Source organism: Pseudoselenomonas ruminis, from assembly GCF_008271295.1.
GTDB lineage: Bacteria > Bacillota > Negativicutes > Selenomonadales > Selenomonadaceae > Selenomonas_A > Selenomonas_A ruminis.
This window is the reverse complement of sequence record NZ_VTOY01000011.1, coordinates 36,962-59,120: the sequence shown is the minus strand read 5'-3', so window position 1 is coordinate 59,120 and position 22,159 is coordinate 36,962. Positions and strand designations below refer to the sequence as shown.

At 52.1% G+C, this 22,159-nt stretch carries 16 protein-coding genes and 2 tRNA genes; 17 read left to right on the top strand and 1 reads right to left on the bottom strand.

Annotated features, from left to right (window positions below):
* Positions 1 to 237 precede the first annotated feature (237 nt).
* The 6 genes from pyk to FZ040_RS11095 all read left to right on the top strand — a co-directional run bounded on the left by pyk (position 238) and on the right by FZ040_RS11095 (position 7,624).
* A complete protein-coding gene (gene pyk, locus FZ040_RS11120; protein ID WP_149172043.1) occupies positions 238 to 1,665 on the top strand; it encodes a pyruvate kinase in 1,428 nt (475 codons plus the stop codon).
* Positions 1,666 to 1,815: 150 nt separating this feature from the next.
* The gene (gene secG / locus FZ040_RS11115) at positions 1,816 to 2,028 is read left to right on the top strand and encodes a preprotein translocase subunit SecG (protein WP_074515729.1); all 213 of its coding nucleotides are present in this window, start codon (positions 1,816 to 1,818) and stop codon (positions 2,026 to 2,028) included.
* 70 nt (positions 2,029 to 2,098) lie between these two features.
* Positions 2,099 to 2,845, top strand: a complete 747-nt coding sequence (locus FZ040_RS11110) for an alpha/beta hydrolase (RefSeq protein ID WP_149172042.1) — start codon at positions 2,099 to 2,101, stop codon at positions 2,843 to 2,845.
* 69 nt (positions 2,846 to 2,914) lie between these two features.
* Positions 2,915 to 5,659 (top strand): ribonuclease R, encoded by a 2,745-nt coding sequence (gene rnr, locus FZ040_RS11105; protein WP_149172041.1) that lies wholly within the window; start codon positions 2,915 to 2,917, stop codon positions 5,657 to 5,659.
* 32 nt (positions 5,660 to 5,691) lie between these two features.
* Positions 5,692 to 6,165, top strand: coding sequence for an SsrA-binding protein SmpB (gene smpB, locus FZ040_RS11100; RefSeq protein WP_033171037.1), 474 nt, complete (start codon positions 5,692 to 5,694; stop codon positions 6,163 to 6,165).
* Positions 6,166 to 6,271: 106 nt separating this feature from the next.
* Complete coding sequence (locus FZ040_RS11095; RefSeq protein WP_149172040.1) at positions 6,272 to 7,624, top strand: amino acid permease; 1,353 nt, start codon at positions 6,272 to 6,274, stop codon at positions 7,622 to 7,624.
* Positions 7,625 to 7,670: 46 nt separating this feature from the next.
* On the opposite strand, the gene FZ040_RS14255 is transcribed toward FZ040_RS11095, so the two are convergent.
* Positions 7,671 to 8,894 carry a chemotaxis protein CheB gene (locus FZ040_RS14255; protein ID WP_149172039.1) on the bottom strand — a complete coding sequence of 408 codons (1,224 nt, stop codon included), beginning with the start codon at positions 8,892 to 8,894 and terminating at the stop codon, positions 7,671 to 7,673.
* 167 nt (positions 8,895 to 9,061) lie between these two features.
* On the opposite strand from FZ040_RS14255, the gene FZ040_RS11085 reads away from it, so the two are divergent.
* The 11 genes from FZ040_RS11085 (at position 9,062) to FZ040_RS11035 (ending at position 22,094) form a co-directional block, all read left to right on the top strand.
* A complete protein-coding gene (locus tag FZ040_RS11085) occupies positions 9,062 to 9,634 on the top strand; it encodes a hypothetical protein (protein WP_149172038.1) in 573 nt (190 codons plus the stop codon).
* 81 nt (positions 9,635 to 9,715) lie between these two features.
* Positions 9,716 to 9,791: transfer RNA gene (locus FZ040_RS11080), tRNA-Thr, on the top strand.
* Between the two features lie 7 nt (positions 9,792 to 9,798).
* A tRNA-Thr gene (locus FZ040_RS11075) sits at positions 9,799 to 9,874 on the top strand.
* 190 nt (positions 9,875 to 10,064) lie between these two features.
* Positions 10,065 to 11,048, top strand: coding sequence for a hypothetical protein (locus FZ040_RS11070; protein ID WP_149172037.1), 984 nt, complete (start codon positions 10,065 to 10,067; stop codon positions 11,046 to 11,048).
* Positions 11,045 to 11,950: an AAA family ATPase gene (locus FZ040_RS11065; protein ID WP_149172036.1), complete on the top strand. Its 906-nt coding sequence runs from the start codon at positions 11,045 to 11,047 to the stop codon at positions 11,948 to 11,950. The genes FZ040_RS11070 and FZ040_RS11065 overlap by 4 nt, the downstream gene beginning before the upstream one ends.
* Positions 11,951 to 11,962: 12 nt before the next feature.
* On the top strand, positions 11,963 to 13,660 hold the full coding sequence (locus FZ040_RS11060) for a vWA domain-containing protein (RefSeq protein ID WP_149172035.1): 1,698 nt from the start codon (positions 11,963 to 11,965) through the stop codon (positions 13,658 to 13,660).
* Positions 13,661 to 13,778: 118 nt separating this feature from the next.
* Positions 13,779 to 14,819, top strand: coding sequence for an HD-GYP domain-containing protein (locus FZ040_RS11055; RefSeq protein ID WP_187620308.1), 1,041 nt, complete (start codon positions 13,779 to 13,781; stop codon positions 14,817 to 14,819).
* Positions 14,820 to 15,695: 876 nt separating this feature from the next.
* A complete protein-coding gene (locus FZ040_RS11050) occupies positions 15,696 to 16,025 on the top strand; it encodes a metal-sensing transcriptional repressor (RefSeq protein ID WP_149172034.1) in 330 nt (109 codons plus the stop codon).
* Positions 16,026 to 16,053: 28 nt separating this feature from the next.
* The gene (locus FZ040_RS11045; protein WP_149172033.1) at positions 16,054 to 18,579 is read left to right on the top strand and encodes a heavy metal translocating P-type ATPase; all 2,526 of its coding nucleotides are present in this window, start codon (positions 16,054 to 16,056) and stop codon (positions 18,577 to 18,579) included.
* Between the two features lie 117 nt (positions 18,580 to 18,696).
* The gene (locus tag FZ040_RS11040; RefSeq protein ID WP_149172032.1) at positions 18,697 to 19,152 is read left to right on the top strand and encodes a hypothetical protein; all 456 of its coding nucleotides are present in this window, start codon (positions 18,697 to 18,699) and stop codon (positions 19,150 to 19,152) included.
* Positions 19,153 to 19,295: 143 nt separating this feature from the next.
* Positions 19,296 to 22,094 carry a sigma-54-dependent transcriptional regulator gene (locus FZ040_RS11035; protein WP_149172031.1) on the top strand — a complete coding sequence of 933 codons (2,799 nt, stop codon included), beginning with the start codon at positions 19,296 to 19,298 and terminating at the stop codon, positions 22,092 to 22,094.
* The last annotated feature ends 65 nt before the right edge of the window (positions 22,095 to 22,159 follow it).

The window sequence follows — 22,159 nt, the reverse complement described above, 5'->3', positions numbered from 1 at the left end:
GAATAAAACCAATAAATTTTAAACAAGGATTGTGTTTTCAGAAAATATTTATTTTGAAAAAATATGGCGGAAATTGTTTTACTTATAGGGACAAAACGTGTAGAATAATAACTGTCAGAGGGATTGTTCCCTCAATTAGTTCAGGCCGTGAACAGGCTGCCACAGCGACACCGGGAAACCGGTGGCAGCCTGTTTGATAGTAATATGGAGTAAAAAGAATAGGTGGGGATTTACAACATGTTAAAGAAGACGAAAATCATCTGCACGCAGGGACCATCCACGGAGAAACCGGGCGTTATCGATGCGCTGATTGAGAATGGTATGAACCTGGCTCGTTTCAACTTCTCTCATGGTGATCATGAGGAGCATCTGAACCGTATCAACATGGTACGCGAGGCTGCTAAGAAGGCTGGCAAGGTCATCTCCCTCGTACTGGACACGAAAGGTCCGGAGATGCGTCTTGGCGAGTTCAAAGATGGCAAGGTTATGCTCGAGAAGGGCAACAAGTTCACGCTTACCTATGAGGATATTCCGGGTGATGAGACGCACGTTTCGGTCAACCACAAAGGTCTCTATACGGAAGTAAAACCGGGCGACACGCTGCTGCTGTCCGATGGCCTTGTAGCTCTCAAAGTTGATGAGATTAAAGGCAAAGATATCGTTACGACGATTCAGAACAGCGGTAAAATGAGCACGCGCAAACGCGTTGCTGCACCGGGCGTATCCCTGGGCCTGCCGCCGATTTCCGAGCAGGATGAGAAAGATATCATCTTTGGCTGCGAGCAGGACATGGACTTTGTCGCTGCTTCCTTCATCCAGCGCCCGGCTGACGTTCTGGCTATTCGCAAGCTCATCGAAGAGCATAACGGCCACATGGAAATCATCCCGAAAATCGAGAACCTCGAAGGTGTCAAGAACTTCGACGAGATTCTGGCAGTTTCCGATGGTATCATGGTTGCCCGCGGTGACCTGGGCGTTGAGGTTCCGGCTGAGGATGTTCCGCTGATTCAGAAAGAAATCATCCGCAAGTGCAACAAGGCTGGCAAACCGGTTATCGTTGCTACGCAGATGCTCGATTCCATGGAGCGCAACCCGCGTCCGACCCGTGCAGAGGTTTCCGATGTTGGTAACGCTATCCTCGATGGTACGGATGCCATCATGCTGTCCGGTGAGACGGCTTCCGGTGACTACCCGGTTGAGGCAGTCGCTACGATGAACCGCATCGCTTGCCGTATCGAGTCCGCTCTGGAGTACAAAGACCTCTTCATGGAGCGCGGCTTCGAGCATCTCCAGTCCCGTACGCGTGCAGTCGCTCATGCTACGGTACAGATGGCTTATGAGCTCGATGCTCCGGCAATCATCACGCCGACTGAGAGCGGTTATACGACGAAAGTCGTTTCGAAGTATCGTCCGAAAGCAGCTATCGTTGCTTACACGCCGAGCGAGAAGGTTGTCCGTCAGCTGAACCTGCGTTGGGGTGTATATCCGATCCTCGGCACGGAGTGGAACGATGTTGACGAGATGCTCAGCAATGCTACGTCGGCCGCTGTTAAGAATGAGTACGTAAAACGCGGCGATACGACGATTGTTACCTCTGGTATCAAAGTTGACAGCAGCGCTGCTGTTGGCAAGAACACGAACTCCATCCGTGTTTACGCTATCTGATAATTTCATCAGGTTTTTCAAGGAGCTTCCCTGCGGGGAAGCTCTTTTGTTTTTGTCTGCTTTTCCTTGCGGAGGAGCGCTACTCTATGGTAGAATAATATGGAAACTGTAATTAAAGGGAGGCTTACATACATGTTGCTTACCGTTTTGATGATATTAGATGCATTGGTAGCAATTATCCTCATCGCGTCGGTGCTTGGACAGGAGGCAAAATCCTCGGGCATGGGCGGCATGGGCGGCGGTGCGGATACCGTATTTTCGAGCAAGGCTCGTGGTATGGATGCATTGCTGGCACGCGTGACCGTGGTCTTTGCGATTCTGTTCGCGGTTATCACGATTGTGATTGCTCGCATGAGCAACTAATACGAGAAAGCGTTCCCTGTTCTGCAATCAGAGCGGGGTTTTTTCTTTATGGATACGAGGGGGCGAGAGGATGATTTTGCCAGGAGCGGAACCTTTTTTCCTGCCGGGAGGGCCGAAAGGGGTTCTGCTGATTCATGGCTTTACGGGACTTCCGGCAGAGCTTTTACTCATGGGGCAGTATCTGCATAAACTTGGTTTTACCGTGCTTGGGGTTCGGTTGGCTGGGCACGGAACCACGGTGGAGGACATGAGCCACATGACCTGGGAAGATTGGATGGATTCCGTGCGGGACGGCTATGCGGTCCTGTCCGGTTTTTGTGATTCTATCGATGTTATCGGTCATTCGATGGGCGGGCTGTTTTCGCTGCTGCTGTCAACAGAGGAAAAGGTCCGCAAAGTGGTGACGTTAGCAGCCCCCATCCAGATCGCCGAAGAGCGCGGCATTGAATTTTTGCCGCCGCGGGAGGTCTGTAACAATCAATTCATCCCGAAGGCCAGAAGAAGGCTCAAGGGCGTCCCCGAAGCAGTCAATAAGACGTATCGCAAGATGCCGCTCATCGGAGTGCATGAGCTTGTCGATGTGATTGAGGCGACCAAGGGCTGCATTGATAAGGTTTCCGTACCTGTGCTTATCATGCATAGCCATGATGACCATACGGCTGCACCAGCTAGTGCCGGATATATTTATGACCATGTCAAAAGCGAAGACCGCCGTATCGTTTGGCTGGAAAAGTCCGGCCACCTTCTGCCGGTGGCGGCAGAGCGCGAGAAAGTATTTGCCGAGGCAGCGGCTTTCCTGCAGTCATCCGACGCGTAAGGGATGACGCGGGAATCGAGAGCGAAGTGCCACGCGGGCGCTTTAGGAAAAGGGAGAAAAAGAAAGTATATGGATTTAAAAGAACGAATTGTTGCGTATATGCGTGAAGATGCCTATAAACCATTGCTGGCAGAGGATTTGGCCGAGGAAATGGAACTTACCGAAGAGGAACTCGTGCAGTTTGAGCAGGCGCTGGAGGAACTGGAACAGGAAGGCGCTATCATCAAGAACCGCAGTGATCTCTATGGTGTGCCAAGCCGCATGCATCTGGTCGTGGGGCACATTTCCATGACGGCCAAAGGCTTTGGTTTTATCATTCCGGATGTACGCGAATCGGAAGAGGAAACAGATGTATTCGTACCGGGACCGGGCATTGGCTCGGCGATGCATGGCGACCGGGTGGTGGCTCGTGTTACCCCGTCAGAGCAGCCGGGACGTTCGCGCGAGGGCGAAATTATTCGCATTTTGGAACGCGCCAATGAAAAAATCGTCGGCACTTTTGAGAGCAGTAAGACCTTTGGGTTTGTAACGCCAGATAATACGAAACTCACCCAGGATATTTTCGTGCCGAAGAAGTTCTTCCATGGTGCGAAAACCGGCAGCAAGGTCGTTGTCAAGATTACGAAGTGGCCGGATGGACGGCGCAGTGCCGAAGGTGATGTAATTGAGGTGTTGGGCAAAGTCGGCGAACCTGGTGTCGATGTCCTTTCGGTTATGCGTCAGTATGAGCTTTCGGAGACCTTCCCGGAGGACGTACAGGCGGCAGCCGATGCCGTAGAGCAGGAACCGTCGCCAGAGGAATACCGCGGCCGGGCTGACCGCCGTGATTTGCCAATTGTGACGGTCGATGGCGAAGATTCCAAGGACCTTGACGACGGCGTTTATGCCCGCAAGAATGAGGATGGCTCGTTCTTCCTGGGGGTCTATATTGCCGATGTCAGCTGGTATGTCCGTGAGAATCAGCCGCTTGACCGCGAGGCTTATGCGCGCGGAACGAGTGTCTATCTCGTCGACCGCGTTATCCCGATGCTCCCGAAGGAGCTTTCCAATGGCATTTGCAGCCTCAACGCCGGTGTTGACCGCCTGTCGATGGCCTGTGAAATGCAGATTTCCCCGGAGGGTGAAATCGTAAGTTATGAAATCCTGCCGACGGTTATCCATGTATACCGCCGCCTGACCTATAACATTGTCAATAAAGTGCTGGTCAATAAGGAAGAACCGTTCCTGTCCGACAACCATGACATTTATTCGATGCTTACGACGTTGGCGGAATTGCGCAATGTCTTAAAAGCCAAGCGCCATCGCCGCGGTTCGATTGATTTTGACCTGCCAGAGGTCAAAGTAAAGCTCGATGAGAAGGGACACCCGGTTGCCCTGATTAAGCGCGAGGGTTCGCTGGCAGAGTCGATTATCGAGGAATGCATGCTGGCTGCCAACGAGACGGTAGCCCGTCACATGGACACGAAAAACCTGCCGTTTATGTACCGCGTTCATGAGCAGCCGACGACGGAAAAAATCGAGCGTCTCAATAATCTGCTCGGCGCCTTTGGCCTGTTCGTCCGTCAGGATGAGGCTGGCCAGATTCAGCCGATGGACGTGCAGAAGGTGCTCGAAAAGGTCGAAGGCCGTCCGGAGGAGCGCATCATCAGTACGGTAGCCCTGCGGTCGATGCAGCAGGCGCGTTACTCAGAACTCAGCCTGGGACATTTCGGTTTGGCTGCCCGCTATTATACGCATTTCACGTCACCAATCCGCCGTTACCCGGACCTCATCGTTCATCGTCTGCTGCGCGAGACGTTTGCGACCGGTACACTGCCGGCTGCGCGTCAGGCAAAACTAAAGGCAGTCCTGCCAGAGACCGCTGACCATGCATCCCAGCGTGAGCGCATTGCCATCGAGGCCGAGCGCGAAACGACGGACATGAAGAAAATCGAGTATATGGCGCAGTTCGTCGGCGAGGAATTTTCCGGTGTTATCAGCGGCGTAACGGCATTTGGCATCTTTGTGGAGCTCGACAACGGCGTTGAGGGTCTGGTTCACGTTTCGACGATGGTCAACGATTATTATGAGTACGTTGAAGAACAGTTTGCCATGGTCGGCGAACGCACCCAGGCGAAATACCGCCTCGGTGATGAGGTCGAAGTACTGCTGGTGCGTGCCAATGTCGAAGAGCGCAATCTCGACTTTGTGCTAAAAGACAATGGTGCCTATGACCCCGAGGCAATGAAAAATGCCGTCCGCGGTGGCCGCAATGCCGGCAAAGGCAAGGAAAAGAGCGGCAAGAACAGCAAGAAAAATAAAAAAGACAAGAATCGCGGCAAAAAAGAGACCAACAACACTGATAAACGCGGTGGCCGCAAGGAAAACGATAAGAAGAACGATAAGAAAAAAGCAGCTGCCGAGGATATCATTGCTGAGGCTATGGTAACAGACTTCGAGGCCGAAAAGCCCAAGAAGAAATCCCGAGGCGCCCGTGGCAAGAAGCGCGGCGCATCTGGCGAAAAATTGCCAAAGCAGGAAAACCAGCAGCCGAAGAAAAAGGAGCGCAAGCGTCCCGAAAAGGATGCCCGTCCTCAGGAAAAAGGCGGCGACCGCAGCCGCAACCGCGAAGAGCGGCGCAGCGGCAAAGAGGGCGACTATCATCGCGTTTACGTGACGGGACTCAATAGTGCCGTTTGGCCGGACCCGCCGGGGTATCATGAACGTAAAATGCGTGAAGAGGCCCGTTTGGAGAAGGAAAAGGCGAAAAAGGCACCCAAACGCCGTCCGCGTCCGCACCGCAAGACCGAAGGCGGTACGGCTAACAGTAAATAATCAATTCCCATGGGGAAGTAAGGTGATAATCATTGGGTAAGCAGAACATCCCTATCAAGATTGCCTGTGAGAACCGCAAGGCCCGTCATGATTATTTCATTCATGAGACCTTTGAAACAGGACTGGCATTGCAGGGAACCGAGGTAAAGTCCCTGCGGGCTGGCAAGGCAAATCTCAAGGACAGCTATGCTGTTATCAAGAATAACGAGATTTTTGTTGAACACATGCATATTAGTCCGTATGAGCAGGGAAATATCTTCAATCATGATCCGCTGCGCACCAGAAAACTTTTGATGCACAAGGCGGAAATCATCAAACTTTTCAGCAAAACCCGGGAGAAGGGGTATACGCTGGTACCGCTTAAAGTCTATTTCAAACACGGCAAGGCCAAATTGGAATTAGCACTGGCAAGCGGTAAACATAATTACGATAAGCGTCAGGACTTGCAGGCCAAAGCGGCCAAACGCGATGTAGAACGCGCACTGAAAGAACGCCAGCGGTTCTGACAAAAGAGAGGAGCAGCGCTCCTCTCTTTTTATTTCTGTAATGTTGTAAAGCGATAAGGGAAAATGCTATAATGGGAAGGTATTCTTTTTATTTGGAGATGAATGTATGAGTGAACCGACGAAAATGAAGCGTGGGCTCAAAAATCGTCACTTGCAGATGATCGCGCTGGGCGGCGCTATCGGCACGGGACTTTTTTATGGGTCGACTTCGACGATTGCCCTGGCGGGGCCTGCTGTTATGCTGGCTTATCTGCTGGGCGGTATCGTTATCTTTTTTATCATGCGCATGCTGGGTGAGATGGCAGTCGATGAACCGGTATCGGGGTCGTTTAGCCATTATGCCACGAAATATTGGGGCAAGTTCCCGGGATTTTTGTCCGGCTGGAATTATTGGTTCAATTATGTGCTGGTTTCGATGGCCGAGCTTACCGCTGTGGGCATCTATATGCAGTTCTGGTATCCCGATTTGCCGCAGTGGATTGCGGCGCTTATCTGCCTGGTCGTCATAACGGCAATCAACCTCATAAATGTCAAACTCTACGGCGAGTTTGAGTTTTGGATGGCGCTCATCAAGATTGCCGCTATCGTATTGATGATCGTGTTGGGGCTCTATCTGCTGCTTAGCGGCCCGCTGAGCTTCCCCGATAATTTCCGCAATATCTGGGTGAACGGCGGTTTCCTGCCGAATGGCTGGTGGGGCCTTGCGATGGCTACGGCTGTTGTCATGTTCTCGTTTGGCGGCATTGAGCTCATCGGTATCACGGCTGGTGAGGCGGAGAATCCCGATAAGACGATTCCGCGGGCTATCAATCAGGTCATTTGGCGCATTTTGCTGTTCTATGTTGGCACGATGGCTGTTCTTATGGCTCTCTGGCCGTGGAATAAGGTCGGTGTTGACGCCAGCCCGTTTGTGCAGATTTTCTCCAATGTAGGTGTGGTAGCGGCGGCGCATATCCTGAATTTTGTCGTTTTGACGGCGGCCGTATCGGTCTACAATTCTGCCATCTACAGCAACAGCCGCATGCTTTACGGCCTGGCGTCAAAGGATGAGGCACCGGAGTTTTTGGGACATCTTTCCGGGCGCGGCGTGCCGGTCAAGGGAATTTTCGTATCTTCGGGAATCACGCTTATCTGTGTGGCACTCAATTACTTTTTCCCAGGAAAGATTTTTATGTATCTGATGTCGATTGCGACAATTGCCGCGACGATTAGTTGGATGACGATTACGATTACCCATCTCAAGTTCCGCAAGTACTGCAAGGAACATGGGAAGGAAACGAAATTTAAATCGCCGCTATATCCGTTCATCAATTATGTATGCATTGCGTTCCTCGTGGGGGTCTGGTATTTTATGCTGCAGATTCCTGATATGGAACTGGCGGTATATCTCTTGCCGGTCTGGCTGCTGGTTTTGTGGCTGGGCTATTGTTACCGTGAACGGAATCACCAAAAAGGATAAAAAAAATTGCCAGCGAAAAGCTGGCATTTTTTATGGTCAATATTGGTCAGCGGGCGGAAAGCGTGATGGCCCTTGGCATATCGGTCAGAGAGACCTGATGCTCGACGGCACCGCAGTCAAAGGCCGCCTTAGGCATGCCGTAGACAATGGAGCTCTGCTGGTCCTGTCCTAGGGTTGGAGACCCTTTTTGCCGCATATGCAGCAGTCCTTCGGCACCGTCTTTTCCCATGCCGGTGAGAATGACGCCGAGGGCTCCGGCGCCGATTTCCTGCGCAACGGAGTCAAAGAGGACATCGACCGATGGGCAGCAGCTATGGACGGGTTCTCCCGGCGTGCAGTCCAGCATGATTTGCCCGCCACAGCGATGCACGGTCATATGTTTATTGCCCGGTGCGATATAGACGTGACCCGGGCGGACGATGTCACCGGTAGCTCCTTCCTTGACGGTGAGGACGCATTCATCGTTGAGGCGTTGCGCCAAAAGCCGTGAGAACATGGGCGGGATATGCTGTACGATGACGATGCCGGGGAGCGGCGGACGAAGGCGGGTTAAAATGGAAGAAAGCGCTTCGGTTCCGCCGGTGGAGGAGCCGATGGCTATGAGCTGGATTTCCTTTTTGCTGGCAGCTGGCAGGATTACCGCGGGCTTTTCGGCTGGCTCCTGAACAGCCGATGCTGGCTGCATTGGCTGCGCTGGTTTGGCAGGCGGTATTTCCGGCGTTGGTGCTGCCGGTGCCATTGGGGCCGGTGGTGCTGTTTGTGCCGGTTGTGCCGATGGAGCGAGGGGGAGCCAGCCCTTTTTGGGCATGGCTGCCGTCCAGACTTCCTTAGTGACCATAGCGCCCGGGCCGACATTGGTCTGCGGTGTGCTAGTGACTGATGCGGCGGCAGCAGCTGCCAGGCGGACGAGTTCGTCATAGAAGCCGTCGAGGGATTGCTCTGGTCCCGGTTTTTTCAGGTAGGCATATGCGCCGGAATTCATGGCCGTTTTTTTGCTGGTATCCATCAAACCGTAAGTGATGACGGGAATCTGCGGATACTGGCTGGCGAAGACTGGCAGCAGTGGATTGCCATCCATGGTAATCACGGACATGGCAAAATTCATGACGATAACGGCTGGCTGGAAGAGCTGAATCTTTGTCTTGGCGTCTACCGGGTCAGCCGTTTTTTCGACCAGACTGCCAGCCGGAAGCCGTGTGAGCAGTTCCTGCGCGCAGGTGTCCTGAAAATATATGGAGTTTTCGATAAGCAATAAACGAAGCCCCTGCATATCGTACCTCTCAATGTTTTTCCAATGGTTTATTTGAATTCATTGTAGCATAAGAATATTGGCACTGAAAAGAAGGAATATGAAGACTGATGTTGAATTATGTATTGTGGATGATAAAATAGATTCCAGAATATCCAACAGGGAATCATGATAGGAGTGTTAGCATTATGAATCGGATCAGTAAATTATTGGCGGCAGCCGGCATTGCGGCTACGATGGTGTTTTCTCAGGGCCAGGCAGATGCAATGGTAGTAACCGGCATAAGCCAGAGCATGACCATTGCGGATAAAACCGTAACGGCGACAGACCAGGATGGCCAGAAGATAAAATTCGTTTCGGATGGCCGTGTCATGCGCCTGATGAGTGCTGATGGTGAGAAAGACTATCTGTCCTTTAACAGTTTTGATGGCCGGTACGCGGGAGTGGATTTCAATGTCCGTGCAATCGAGACGACTGATCCGGGAATGCGCTTGTTTGAAATTACGGCAACCCATGGTTCGAACGACAAGAACTGCGGCTATTGGCTCGTTGGCAAGCATAACGGTCTTTGGACGACGTATATTTCTTGGAACAGCCTGGCAAACATCGGCTTCCGCGTAGACCGTTGGCACAAACTTTCTTCGCGCATTGTCGACCAGCAGCTGGTAATCACCAGCACGAACAGCTATGGCCGTACGGATTTCCAGACGCAGGCATTCTGGGATGACAGCTGTGAATGGTTCGGCGTTCGCCGCTTGTAAGAAAAATATGATTTAAGTGTTGACAGGATGACTTTCATCCCTTATAATAAATCCTGTCAGTTATGGAGTACCTGACAAATTGCTGATTTAGCTCAGTTGGTAGAGCAGCTCATTCGTAATGAGCAGGTCGTAGGTTCAAGTCCTATAATCAGCTCCATATCTTTGCTGATTTAGCTCAGTTGGTAGAGCAGCTCATTCGTAATGAGCAGGTCGTAGGTTCAAGTCCTATAATCAGCTCCATTGAAAGCATAGGCTTCCGAGTAATCGGAGGCCTTTTTTGTATGTCTGGCCGCAGGGGCAGGATTTCGGTGAGGAATGGAGAAAATCTAATAGAAATATAAAAACAGATTAATGACTTTGTCAACTAATTTTTATATTATGAGAGAAACGAAAGATATATTTTGTAAGGCAGATGGAGAAGGTGTTTGCAATGGGAAAATATTTAATGGGATTTTTCATGTCCTGCCTGCTCCTCTTGGGGGTGGCCGTGGGCGAAGCGGCGCCGCAAATCATCACGGCAAATGGTGTTTATATCATGGGTGAAAATGACTCGCCAAAGATTGCCAAGGATGCTGCCCGACAGGAAGCTATGCGGGCGGCAGTGGAGAAGGCCGGCGTCTATGTGGAGAGCTATTCGAAGACCCAGAACATGCAGCTGACGGAAGATGATGTGAAGGTTATCTCGGGCGCAGTTCTGAAAGTAACCGATGAAAAAGTCAAACCGGAGCTCGATGGCGATGTCTGGCGGTATACGGTGGTGATTACCGCTGAAATTGATACCGACAATCTCGATTTGAAGGCGATGATGGAGAAACGTACCGAACTGGAAAAATTGCAAAAGGAGCGCGACGAACTCAAGCGGCAGAATGAAGAGCTGCTGGAAAAATACCGGCAGGCCAGCGGCAAAGAAAAAGATACGCTCGGGACAAAACTGGAAAACCAGTATGGCTTAGGGCTTATTTTTGACCGCTGTGTGGCGATGATTCAGCGCGGGGAGCAGCATCGGGCCATCAATGAGCTCGGCCGTGTGATCCGCGATGCGTCGGTAACGGACAGTCCGCTGGCTTATGCTTATTATTTGCGCGGCCGGGCTTATTATGAACTCAATTATGATTCGCGGGCCTTGGAGGATTTTGGGCTGGCGCAGAGTACGCCGCATGATGACAGCATCTATCCGGTTTGGCGGGCGCATTATTATCGTGGGCTGATCTATTATGACCGCCGTCAGTGGCAGGATGCTTATGCGGAAATAAAGACGGCCTGGGAGGCGTCGGACAAGACGGATGCAGAGATGGAAGCGGCATTATACCGGGCCAAGGAAAAAGCATATCCATCGCGGCGCAAAGGGTCGCTGGAGCAGGTTCTCCGGGATGTGTTGATTGGAGCCATCAGAGGGGATTATGAAAGACCATGAGAGAATTTTGGCAAGAGCAGGGATTGAGTGAGTCGCTGCTGGCGGAAGTGGACCGCTATCGGCAGCAGTATCCATGGCAGGGAGAGCGGCCGGTGACCGAGCCAAGGTTTCGCTACTACGGGCGCGAGGTGCTGGAACAGGCGGTGACTGCTATAGCAGCTGGGAAAAATCTGCTGCTGGCAGGCCCGAAAGCAACGGGAAAAAACGTGCTGGCTGAAAATTTGGCGGCGGCTTTTGGCCGCCCCGATTGGAATATTTCGTTTCATATTAATATGGATTCCACCTATCTTTTGGGAACCGATACCTTCCGGAATGGTGCGGTGGAATTCCGTCCCGGTCCTGTATATGAGTGCGCCAAGGCCGGTGGCTTTGGGGTGCTTGATGAAATCAATATGGCCCGGAATGAGGCCTTGGCGGTCCTGCATTCGCTGCTGGATTTCCGCCGGATTTTGGATGTTCCGGGCTATGGGCGGCTGCGGCTTCATCCGGCAACGCGGTTTATTGCCACGATGAACTATGGTTATGCGGGGACGCGGGAACTCAATGAAGCACTGGCGTCCCGGTTTGTGGTGCTGCAGCTTCCGGCGATTGGTGCTGAGGATTTGGAACGCCTTATCGGGGCTGAATTTCCGCGGCTCACAGCTAAGGGCAGACGGCTGATGGTGGAGCTTTTTGCTGACCTGCAAAAGAAGTGCGAGAATGGGGAAATCAGCAGTAAGGCCGTGGATATTCGCGGGCTTCTTGATGCAATCCGCCTGATGGAGTTTGGCTTAGGTGTGTATCCGGCGCTTTCAATGGGGATTATCCATAAGTGTTTTGACGAAGACGAACAAGAATTGGTGCGGGATACCGTGGCACTGCGGATTTCGGAGACGATGAAGGCGGCAGAACTGTTCGATTGACGGGGGCACAGGATGAAGGTAATGAGGCAGGCGTCCAATCGTGAGGCCCGGCGGCGCCGGGCGATGAATATCGTATGGACAGCAGCAGGCTCGTATGGTTTTCAGCCTGCTTTTTTGGCGTTCCATGAAGATGGAACGCCAGACCTTTATTTGAATTCTATTATCGGCTTTGCCCATCGTTTCTATGATGAGGAGAAACTGGCGGCATACGTTGGGCAGCTTGACCAGTCGGTGTTGTCGAGTGTGTTTGAAGATATTTTATGGCTCGGAATAGAACAGGCCGTTTATAAACGGGAGCTTCCGAACCGTCCGGTTCTTGCCGGGCTGCGCCGGGAACATGCCCGGCATTTTTTACAGGATTCGGTTGATGTGAGCATGCAGCAGCTCATGATGCGAAGTGAAATCATTCAGACGCTGAAGGCTGGCCGCTGCCGTGAAATCCTTGGGGAGCCGCATGGCATACGCAATCCCTGGGACAAAAAACTATATGAAGCGCTCGACTACCCAGCAGACCTTACCACTGAGAAAATCATCGGGCGGACCGACCAAATCCTGCGGCGTTTTTTTGTCTTCCGCTTTATGGCAGGCAGACGGCGGAGTTGGCTTATTATCCTGGGCAGCCGTTTGCAGCAATGGCTCCGGCGCTGGCTGCGGCTGGAAGGGCAGGCGGAATTTTCTATCCGCCGCTTGCCGCCAGCTGCCGGTGATGGCGAGCAGGGAAATGCAGGCGGGAATCTTCCGGGATGGGGCCATGAAAAACAGGCGGCGCGGCTGGCGGAGCTTGCGGCAAGGTATGGTAAACCGCTTTTGACAGAGTCCGTGCGTGCGCAGTTCGAGGCGGAATTATGCTGTGGGAAGCACCGGCAGGCACATTTGTATTTTGCTTATGGCCGGGAAACGGATGCCTGCCAGCCGAATCGAGCCTTCTGGCGGGAAAATCAACGGAACTATCAATTTTGCCGGCGGCGGCTTCGCGATTCCCTGCGGAATTGTCTGCTGATTTATCGTCAGCCGTTAAAAATCGCGGGACGGCAGGGAGTCTTTGCGCCCGAGAAGGCCTGGCGGGGAATTTTTCTGCATGACCCTTGTGTTTTCGGTCAGTATCAGGAGGAAGATCGGGCAGATTTTGCCGTTACGCTGCTGCTGGATGCTTCGGAATCGCGGCGGGCACAGCAGGGCGTGGTGGCGGCACAGACTTACGCGATCGCCACGGCTTTGGCAGACTGCCGGATTCCGGTTCAGGTGTATTCGTTTTGCAGTGTGCAGGGCGTGACTGTATTTTGCCAGTTGAAATCTTTTGGGCAAAGCGATGGCAAGGGAATCTTTTCGTATCGTGCAGGCGGCTGGAACCGGGACGGGCTGGCGCTTCTGGGGGTGGAAAAGCTCATCCCAAAGGATGGAAGCAGGCAGCAGCTGCTGATGGTGCTGACCGATGCTAATCCCAGTGATATACTGGACATTTCATTAGGCTGGGGGAGAAGCCAGCGTTATATGGATAAGGCCGCCATCGAAGATACGGCGGAAGCGGTGAAAAAATTGCGGCAACGTGGCGTGAAACTCGTGGCGTTGGTGAATAGTGTGCTGGCAAGTGATGGTGCCGAATTAGCGGCGCGGGCAATATACGGCCAGCAGGCGGTGATGGTCCGCTCGATTGACCGCCTGGCCGATGCTGTGGCCAAACTGGTGATGCAGCAGATAAGCATGGAGTAACGACAATTGTTGGTCATTTCGCTACAGAACTTGCTTTTTTTTAGGAAAAAGGGCAAAATAGAAAGGTGGTTTATAATTTCTTTAAAGTGTAGGGATTTTTAACGGGTGAAAAGGATATATGCAAATTGAACAGATGCGGCAGTCGCTGGTGCTGGCAGTTGATGGCAGGACGGAGGACCGCACAAAGTTGGAACATGTTTTAGCCTCCCGTGTTAATTTCTTTGGTGTGGCGGCTGGCAGTGCGGCACTGGCGTATGTTGAGCAGAAGCGGCCGGACCTGGTGCTATTGTCGGATGACTTGCCGGATATGGATGGCTTTGAAGTGCTGCGGCGCATTCGGGAGGATGAACGCTTCAAGGATATTCCGGTTATCATGATGACCATGGACCAGACCCAAAAGGCAGAGGCTGCCAGTATTATGGCGGGGGCGTTTGAGATTGTGCGCAAGCCGTTTGTGCCAATCATTGTGGTGAAAAAGGTAGAGCAGGTCTTGGAACTTGAATATCTGCACCGCCATTTGCGCAGTGAAGTCAGACGCCAGACGCATTTGGCTGAGGAACGGCTGGCCTCGAGCCAGCGGTTGTTCGAGGAGACGGTCATGGCGCTGGCGAAAACCATCGATGCCAAGGACGCGTATACCCGCGGTCATTCCCAGCGGGTAGGGCGTTATTCCCGTCATATTGCCTATAAACTGGGCTGGACGGAAGAAGAGCAGCAAAAGCTTTATTTTATGGGCTTGCTTCACGATATTGGCAAAATTGGCGTGCCGGAGGCAATCATCAACAAACCGGACCGGCTTACCGATGAGGAGTATAACCGGATAAAGGAGCATACGGTTATCGGCTCGGAAATCCTCGAGCTGGTGGCTGAGTTCCCGGAACTTACTATTGGCGCGCGTTCCCATCATGAACGATTTGATGGTACGGGGTATCCGGATGGGAAAAAGGGCAGTGAGATTCCCATTTATGCGCGCATCATTGCCGTGGCAGATGCTTATGATGCGATGACGTCTAAGCGCAGTTACCGTGATATTTTGCCGCAGAATGTGGTGCGGGCAGAAATTGCCAAAGGGCGCAATTCGCAGTTCGACCCGGAGTTTGCCGATGTGATGCTCCAGATTATCGATGAAGATGAAGACTATATGCTGCATGAGCGGTGAATATGAAAAGACTGGTGGTTCGTAGGAATTATCGGTCTTTTTTTAGTAAATTGCAGTTTGTGGGTTAGAGAGGCTTGGTTCGAAGCAGCTCTTCGCCGCCGCTAGGGACAGTGCCAACACTACGCCAAGATGTTTTCCTAAACGAAATTTTTATCCTAAATTAAGCATCGGAAAAATCCAAAACGTGCTTCGCTTGGACGGTAGAATTTTTCCGACGAAGGGGGAGGATAAAAATTTCGTTCTTAACGGAAAACATCAAAGCTTCGTTTATGGCACTGTCCCTAGCGGCGGCTGAGGTTAGAACAAACACGAACTTTTGCCTTCCCCTCTGGGGAAGGTGCCCCGTTAGGGGCAGATGAGGTAGCAGCTTTAGGTATTAATTAAATCGTAAGTTATACAGAATGACCTCATCCGAGCGCTTCGCGCCCACCTCTCGGAGATGCCACTGGCATCCCGCTGACGTCCCCAGAGGGGAAGGCATAGTAGTGTCGATTCCACCCCAGGCGGCGGGGGACACAGTACCATAAGCGCAGCCTTGACGTTCCGCGTTAAGCAAGAAATTTTTGCCGGCGTTCTCGTTGGAAAAGCAGTTTCGTTCAAGCGAAGCGCGTTTAACTGTTTTCCAACTCTTAATTAAAAGGCAAAAATTTCTTGTAGCGGGTTGTCACCGGCGGAGCGTTGGTACTGTGTTCCTCGCCGCCGAAGAGCTGTATCGCCCCTCTCTCCTATAAACTGCAATTGTATAACCTGTGTTAAGTAGTTTATGTTTTGGGGAAAATATTGGGTGGGGGGGTAATTGCGAATTATTATTGACATATACCTACAGGAGGTATAATATACCTATATAGGGTATATTGTATTAGAGGAGAGTTGGCGATGAGCGAGATGGAGCAGAAGGTTTGCGGCTGTTGTGCGGGGGCGGTTAAGCATAAATTCCGTGATAAGAATGGTGAGGAGTATAAATCGTTGGTGCGCCGGCTGAATCGGATCGAAGGTCAGATTCGCGGCATTCATAAAATGGTGGATGACGACCGCTACTGTGTGGATATCCTGACACAGGTCAGTGCAGTGCAGTCGGCACTTAATGCGTTTACAAAGGAGCTCTTGAACCAGCACATTCATAGCTGTGTGGTGGCCGATATCCGCGCGGGCCATGACGAGGTGGTCGATGAGCTCTGCGGGCTTTTGCAAAAGGTCATGAAGTAAACATGCTCCTACAGGAAAGGAGAATCGAGTGAAGAAGGAAAAGTTCAATGTGACAGGAATGACCTGTTCGGCTTGTTCGGCACGGGTGCAAAAAGCTGTAGAAAAACTGGCGGGAATCCAGGAGGTATCGGTCAATCTGCTGACAAACAGCATGCAGCTCCAATACGATGAGCAGGTCGTGGATGCAGCGGCAGTAATCGCAGCGGTGGAAAAGGCCGGGTATGGAGCGTCGGCCCAAGGGGCAGGGAATCATTCGGAAAAGAAAATGGAACGGATGGCGGAACGGCAGATAGAGAAACTGCGTCAGCGGCTCCTTTGGTCACTGGTGTTCCTATTGCCGTTGATGGTGGTGGCGATGCAAAGTCATCTGAGCGCATGGGTGCCGGCTATGGTTCACGATGTTTTAGCCGGACCTGAAAATGCTGTGGCATTTGCCTTTGTCCAGTTTTTGCTATTGCTGCCGATTATGCTGCTGAACCGCCAGTTTTATATCGGCGGGTTCCGCGCACTCATACAGGGAGCGCCGAATATGGACACCCTGGTGGGGATGGGCTCGATGGCCTCGGCTTTGTTTGGTGTCGTGGGGATATTCCGCATCGGCTGGGGAATGGGCCATGGCGATTGGATGTTGGTGTCATCGTATAGCCAGAATCTGTATTTCGAATCGGCGGGCATGATTGTCACGTTGATTACAGTGGGAAAATATCTGGAAAGCCGGGCCAAGGGCAAGACCAGCAGTGCGCTCGAGCAACTGATGGAACTGGCGCCCAAACAGGCAACCGTTCTGCGGGATGGGCAGGAGATTGTCGTCGATAGTGCTGAGCTGCTGGCAGGGGACACCGTGGTCGTCCGCCCTGGCGAACGCATTCCAGCTGATGGTGTCGTTATCTGGGGAACGACCAGTGTCGACGAATCGGCAATATCTGGTGAGAGCATTCCCGTAGAAAAGAATATCGGTGATGCGGTGATTTCGGCTACCATCAATAAGAATGGCTTTATCCGATTTAAAGCCGAACGCGTAGGGGAAGATTCCACGATTAGCCGGATTATCCGGCTGGTGGATGAGGCCAGCGCGAGCAAAGCACCGATTGCCCGTTTAGCCGATAAGATTGCCGGTATCTTTGTTCCTGCGGTCATGGCGGTTGCAGCAATTGCCGGAGGGGCATGGCTGTTGGCGGGGGCCGATGCCGAATTTGCCTTTTCCATTGCGATTTCGATTCTCGTCATTTCCTGCCCCTGTGCGCTGGGGCTCGCTACGCCGGTGGCGGTTATGGTGGGCATTGGCAAAGGAGCAGAAAACGGAATCCTCATTAAGTCCGGCGAAGCGTTGGAGACCGCCCATCGCGTGGATACGGTTGTTTTGGATAAGACGGGAACGGTTACGGAAGGCCGCCCTGAGGTGACGGCGGTGCAGGCTTTCGGCATTTCGGAGGAGGCGCTTATCGCTGCGGCGGCTGGCCTCGAAGCAGGCAGTGAGCATCCGCTGGCCGAAGCAATCCTGACGTATGCGAAGGAACGCCAAATCGCGCCGGAACCGATGACGGATTTTGCGGCCGTGTTTGGCCGCGGCGTCAATGCGCAAAAGGACGGGCATAAATGGCTGGCAGGAAATCAGCGCTTCCTGGAAGAACAGGGGATTGATACGCAAGCGTATCAAGAGCAGCTGCTGGCGCTTGCCGATAAAGGTGCTACCCCGCTGCTGATGGCGCGCGATACGGCTGTTGTGGGAATCTTTGGTGTGGCTGACCGGGAGAAAGTTACCAGCGGTCTGGCCGTCCGCCAGTTTCGCGCTATGGGACTGGATGTGGTGCTGCTGACTGGCGATAATGAACGCACGGCCAAAGCAATCGGCCGCCGGCTGGATATTTCGCAGGTCATTGCTGGTGTCCTGCCAGAGGATAAGGCCGCGCATATTGCGGCTTTGCAGAAAGCAGGTCACCGGGTGGCCATGATTGGCGATGGAATCAACGATGCCCCCGCGCTTTCGCAGGCGGATATGGGAATCGCGATTGGTGCGGGAACCGATATTGCCCTGGAAAGTGCCGATGCAGTGCTGGTGAAAAATGACCTGCTGGATGCCGTAGGAGTGATACGCCTGTCAAAGGCGGTTATGCGCAACATCAAGGAAAATCTGTTTTGGGCATTTTTCTACAATGTGCTCTGCATTCCACTGGCTGCGGGGGTGCTGTTCCCGTCGCTGGGAATCAAGCTGTCGCCGATGATTGGAGCAGCTGCTATGAGTATGTCAAGTGTCTGTGTCTGCCTCAATGCCCTGCGGCTGCGCTTCGTTACGCTGCGCCAGCCGCAGCCCGTTGATGGCGGCTCGATGATAAATGAGGAGGTTTTGGTTATGGAGAAGACCCTTAAAATTGAAGGCATGATGTGCAAACACTGCCAGAAACATGTGACGGATGCACTGGCTAAGATGGACGGTGTGACCGGGGTGGAAGTCAATCTGGAAAACGGAACGGCAGCCGTCAAGATGAGCCGCGAGATTCCGGAGGCGGAATTTCAGCAGGTCATCGAGGAAGCTGGCTATGAATTGATTCTTTGATGCTGGTAGAGGGAGCAGTTTTGATAACTGCTTCTTTTTTTATGAATTTTTAGGATGGATATGATACAATGGACAGAAATAAGTGAATCTTTTATTTTTGGGAAGGTGGTTGCCATTATGAAAAAATATATTTTAGCGCTTTGCCTTGCCTGCCTCGTAGCAATGTCGGCCAATGTGTTTGCCGCTACGCCGGAAGCAGAGACGATGTCGGTGGAACAGCAGGGAGCGCAGAAGTGGATGGAGACGATGCTGGTCAAGGCGGACTATAAGACGGCTTATTCCCAGTTGGACGCAGAACGGCAAAAGGCTTTGACCGAAAAAACGGTGAAGGAAAAGCAGGAGGCCATTCTCAAGAATTTGGGCAAACTGCAGAAGTATCAGTTTAATGCCTGGATTCGCCTGGGTAAATATGACCGTTTTGTCTATGTGACCCAGTTCGAGAAGCATCCGCTGGTTCAGTGCGATGTCATTACCAATCAGAAGGGGCAGATTGTTGACTTTAGCTTGTCACCGATTGAGCAGCAGAAGCAGGATGCTGCCAATGACAAGGACAAAAAGAAAAACAAGAAATAACCCGTAAGGTACGAGCCGGCAGCCTAGCTGCTGGCTTTTCTGTTTTTGATACACTGTTATAACTCGGAATAAGATTTGTCTTCGACAAATCTGGAACAATGGCGTTATAATAAGAATTAGAGTATCAGAATGGAGGAATATGGATGAAACGCAGCGAGCGGATTTATCACTATATTCAGGAGAAATCGGCAGCCTATACGAAAGAGCAGTTAAAGGGCCAGGTGGGGATGGACGCTCAGGAGATTGCCGGTGCCTTGGATATTTTGCGCAATAATGTGTCAAAAGAATTAAATGAACTGCATCGCCAGGGGAAAATCGTTAAATTTTCCGGGCGGCCGGTTCGTTATTTCGACAGGGAAACGCTGGAGGGACTGTTGGAAACGGATTTTGGAACTGGCAGCTGCCAGTTCCAGGATATTGAGGAGTGCCGGAAACTCAGTGGCGTGGAAGAGGAGGAGATAAATCCGTTTGAACATCTGATTGGTGCGGAGCGGAGCCTCAAGCGGCAGGTCGAACAGGCAAAGGCCGCTATTCTCTACCCGCCCGATGGCCTGCACACGCTGATTGTAGGCCAGACTGGTGTCGGCAAGACCTTGTTTGCGCACATGATGTTTGCCTATGGCAAGGCCATGCACCGCTTTGCCGACGATGCACCGTTTGTGACGTTTAACTGTGCCGATTATTACAACAATCCGCAGCTTTTGATTTCGCATGTCTTTGGTCATATCAAAGGGGCATTTACCGGGGCGGATACGGCCAAGGCTGGTCTTGTGGAAGAGGCCGATGGCGGCGTATTGTTCCTGGATGAAATTCATCGCCTGCCACCAGAAGGGCAGGAAATGATATTCTATTTTATGGATACGGGCACGTTTAACCGTTTGGGCGAGACGACCCGCAGCCGCCGGGCGAAGGTGCTTATCATTGGCGCGACGACCGAGGACCCGAACTCGGCGCTCACGCGTACCTTCGTGCGCCGCATTCCGAATATCATTACGATCCGGCCGCTGGCGGAGCGCACCTTGGAAGAAAAATTGGATATTTTGAAGCTGCTGTTTATGGATGAAGCCCAGCGCGTCAAAAAACCGGTCCGCATCAGTGTCGAATCGGTAAAGGCGCTGATTGGAAGCATTGGCAGCGGCAACGTGGGGCAGCTGAAGTCGAATATCAAACTGCTCTGTGCGCAGGCTTTTCTGAATGGCATTGACAATCCGAATTATATCGAAGTCGATTTCAAGATGCTGCCGCCGAATGTCAAGGATGGTTTGCTGACGCTTTCGGCCAACCGGCAGGCGCTGACGGAACTGACGAAATATGTCAGCGAACCGCTGGTTGTATCGCCGCCGGGCGGTAATTTCCAGATGGAAGGCGCTGGCGGAAATGAAGGCGGCTTCAATTTGTATCAGGTTGTGGAAGACAAAGTAGCGCTGTTAAAAGGCGAAGGCATCAGCGATGAGCTCATCAAGCAAATCGTTGCTACGGATGTCAATGTGTATGTCAAAGACCTCTATAATAAGAAGCATTCGGTCAATATGACGACGCGTGAGCGCCTGCTGAAAATTGTCGATGAAGCCCTGGTGGATTTTTCGGAGCAGGTATCGCTCTACGTGCAAAAACGCATGAACCGCAGCTACCGCGACCGCTTTTTGTACGCGTTTAGCCTGCACCTGTCGGCGTTCCTCAAGCGGGTAAAGTCGAAGGAATCGATTCCCTATACGGAAATTGAGGGGGCAGTTCCGCAGGACTCGCAGTGCGTGCAGGTGGCTGGCGAAATCGGTGAGATGATTGAAAAGCATTACCATCTCAAGGTGCCGCGCAATGAAATCGAGTATATTGCCCTGCTGCTGGAATCGTCCGATGATGACGGTCTCGATGAGAAGGTAACGATACTCGTGGCAACCCATGGCAAGAGCACGGCCAGCTCGATGGTCGATGTCGCGCAGAAATTGTTCAGTTCTACCGATATCAATATCATTGCGGTGGATATGCCGCTGGAAATCAAGCCGCAGGAGATATTCGACAAGACGGCGGCAATGCTGCGGACCATGAACTGTGCCAAAGGCGTACTGATTCTCGCGGATATGGGGTCGCTTTGCAACATCGGCTCCATGCTTTCGGAAAAGCTGAAAATTCCTATCCGCACGCTGGATATGGTATCCACGCCATTGATTCTTGAGGCGATGCGCAAGGTGGATATCGCGGGAATGGATTTGGACAGCATCTATGAATCCCTGCGGAATTTCAAGGGTTATGAAGCGGTGGATTCGGCAGATGCTTCCCAGCATAACGAAAACAGCCAGGAAGCTATTGTGACCATTTGCTCTACGGGCCAGGGGGCAGCCTTGAAACTCAAGGCATTGGTGGAAGATATCCTGCGCCATGCGGGACGGGCCGTTGAGGTTATCCCCATCGGGCTGGTACACATGGAAGAGCGCATCGAGGAAATCAGCCAGGCGTATCGCATCGTAGCGGCGGTGGGGATGAAGAAGCCTCAGGCGAAGATTCCGTTTATCCCGTTGGAACAGCTTATTGACGGCACGGGCGAGCAGCTGCTTTCGGAATTGGTTTTGGACCGGAAAATCGATATGGTGCCGAAAAAACGAGGGAGCATGGTCGTGCAGAAACTTTGCGAGGAATCCCTGCAGAAGTTTTTGACCTACCTGAATCCTGCCAAAGTCATGGGCGGGCTGCTCGAGTTTGACCGGCTGCTGGAAAAAGAATTGGGGAAAAAGCTCTCAAATCCCGTACGAATCCGGCTGCTGGTTCATTGTGGCTGTGCGCTGGAGCGTATTGTTACCCGCAGTGCCTTGGTTTACAAGGGCGATAAGGATGAAGTCGATACACAAAAATTGCAGGCGCTGAAAAAAGCAGCCAGAGTATTCGATGAGACACTAAAACTCCGGTTTGATGAAGATGAGTTTTATTTCATGGCAAATATGATATAAGTCAATAGAAAATAAGCCGATACGATACACTATAATGACGTTTGTCATCATAGTGTATTTTATTT

What these genes read in the sequence shown, in the direction of transcription:
- FZ040_RS11060 (WP_149172035.1), top strand. Translation starts at nt 11,963, where the DNA reads ATGAAGGTAATGAGGCAGGCGTCCAATCGTGAGGCCCGGCGGCGCCGG.
- FZ040_RS11035 (WP_149172031.1), top strand. Translation starts at nt 19,296, where the DNA reads ATGAAACGCAGCGAGCGGATTTATCACTATATTCAGGAGAAATCGGCA.
- rnr (WP_149172041.1), top strand. Translation starts at nt 2,915, where the DNA reads ATGGATTTAAAAGAACGAATTGTTGCGTATATGCGTGAAGATGCCTAT.
- FZ040_RS11070 (WP_149172037.1), top strand. Translation starts at nt 10,065, where the DNA reads ATGGGAAAATATTTAATGGGATTTTTCATGTCCTGCCTGCTCCTCTTG.
- FZ040_RS14255 (WP_149172039.1), bottom strand. Translation starts at nt 8,894, where the DNA reads ATGCAGGGGCTTCGTTTATTGCTTATCGAAAACTCCATATATTTTCAG.
- FZ040_RS11110 (WP_149172042.1), top strand. Translation starts at nt 2,099, where the DNA reads ATGATTTTGCCAGGAGCGGAACCTTTTTTCCTGCCGGGAGGGCCGAAA.
- FZ040_RS11055 (WP_187620308.1), top strand. Translation starts at nt 13,779, where the DNA reads ATGCAAATTGAACAGATGCGGCAGTCGCTGGTGCTGGCAGTTGATGGC.
- secG (WP_074515729.1), top strand. Translation starts at nt 1,816, where the DNA reads ATGATATTAGATGCATTGGTAGCAATTATCCTCATCGCGTCGGTGCTT.
- FZ040_RS11040 (WP_149172032.1), top strand. Translation starts at nt 18,697, where the DNA reads ATGAAAAAATATATTTTAGCGCTTTGCCTTGCCTGCCTCGTAGCAATG.
- pyk (WP_149172043.1), top strand. Translation starts at nt 238, where the DNA reads ATGTTAAAGAAGACGAAAATCATCTGCACGCAGGGACCATCCACGGAG.
- FZ040_RS11050 (WP_149172034.1), top strand. Translation starts at nt 15,696, where the DNA reads ATGAGCGAGATGGAGCAGAAGGTTTGCGGCTGTTGTGCGGGGGCGGTT.
- FZ040_RS11065 (WP_149172036.1), top strand. Translation starts at nt 11,045, where the DNA reads ATGAGAGAATTTTGGCAAGAGCAGGGATTGAGTGAGTCGCTGCTGGCG.
- FZ040_RS11085 (WP_149172038.1), top strand. Translation starts at nt 9,062, where the DNA reads ATGAATCGGATCAGTAAATTATTGGCGGCAGCCGGCATTGCGGCTACG.
- FZ040_RS11095 (WP_149172040.1), top strand. Translation starts at nt 6,272, where the DNA reads ATGAGTGAACCGACGAAAATGAAGCGTGGGCTCAAAAATCGTCACTTG.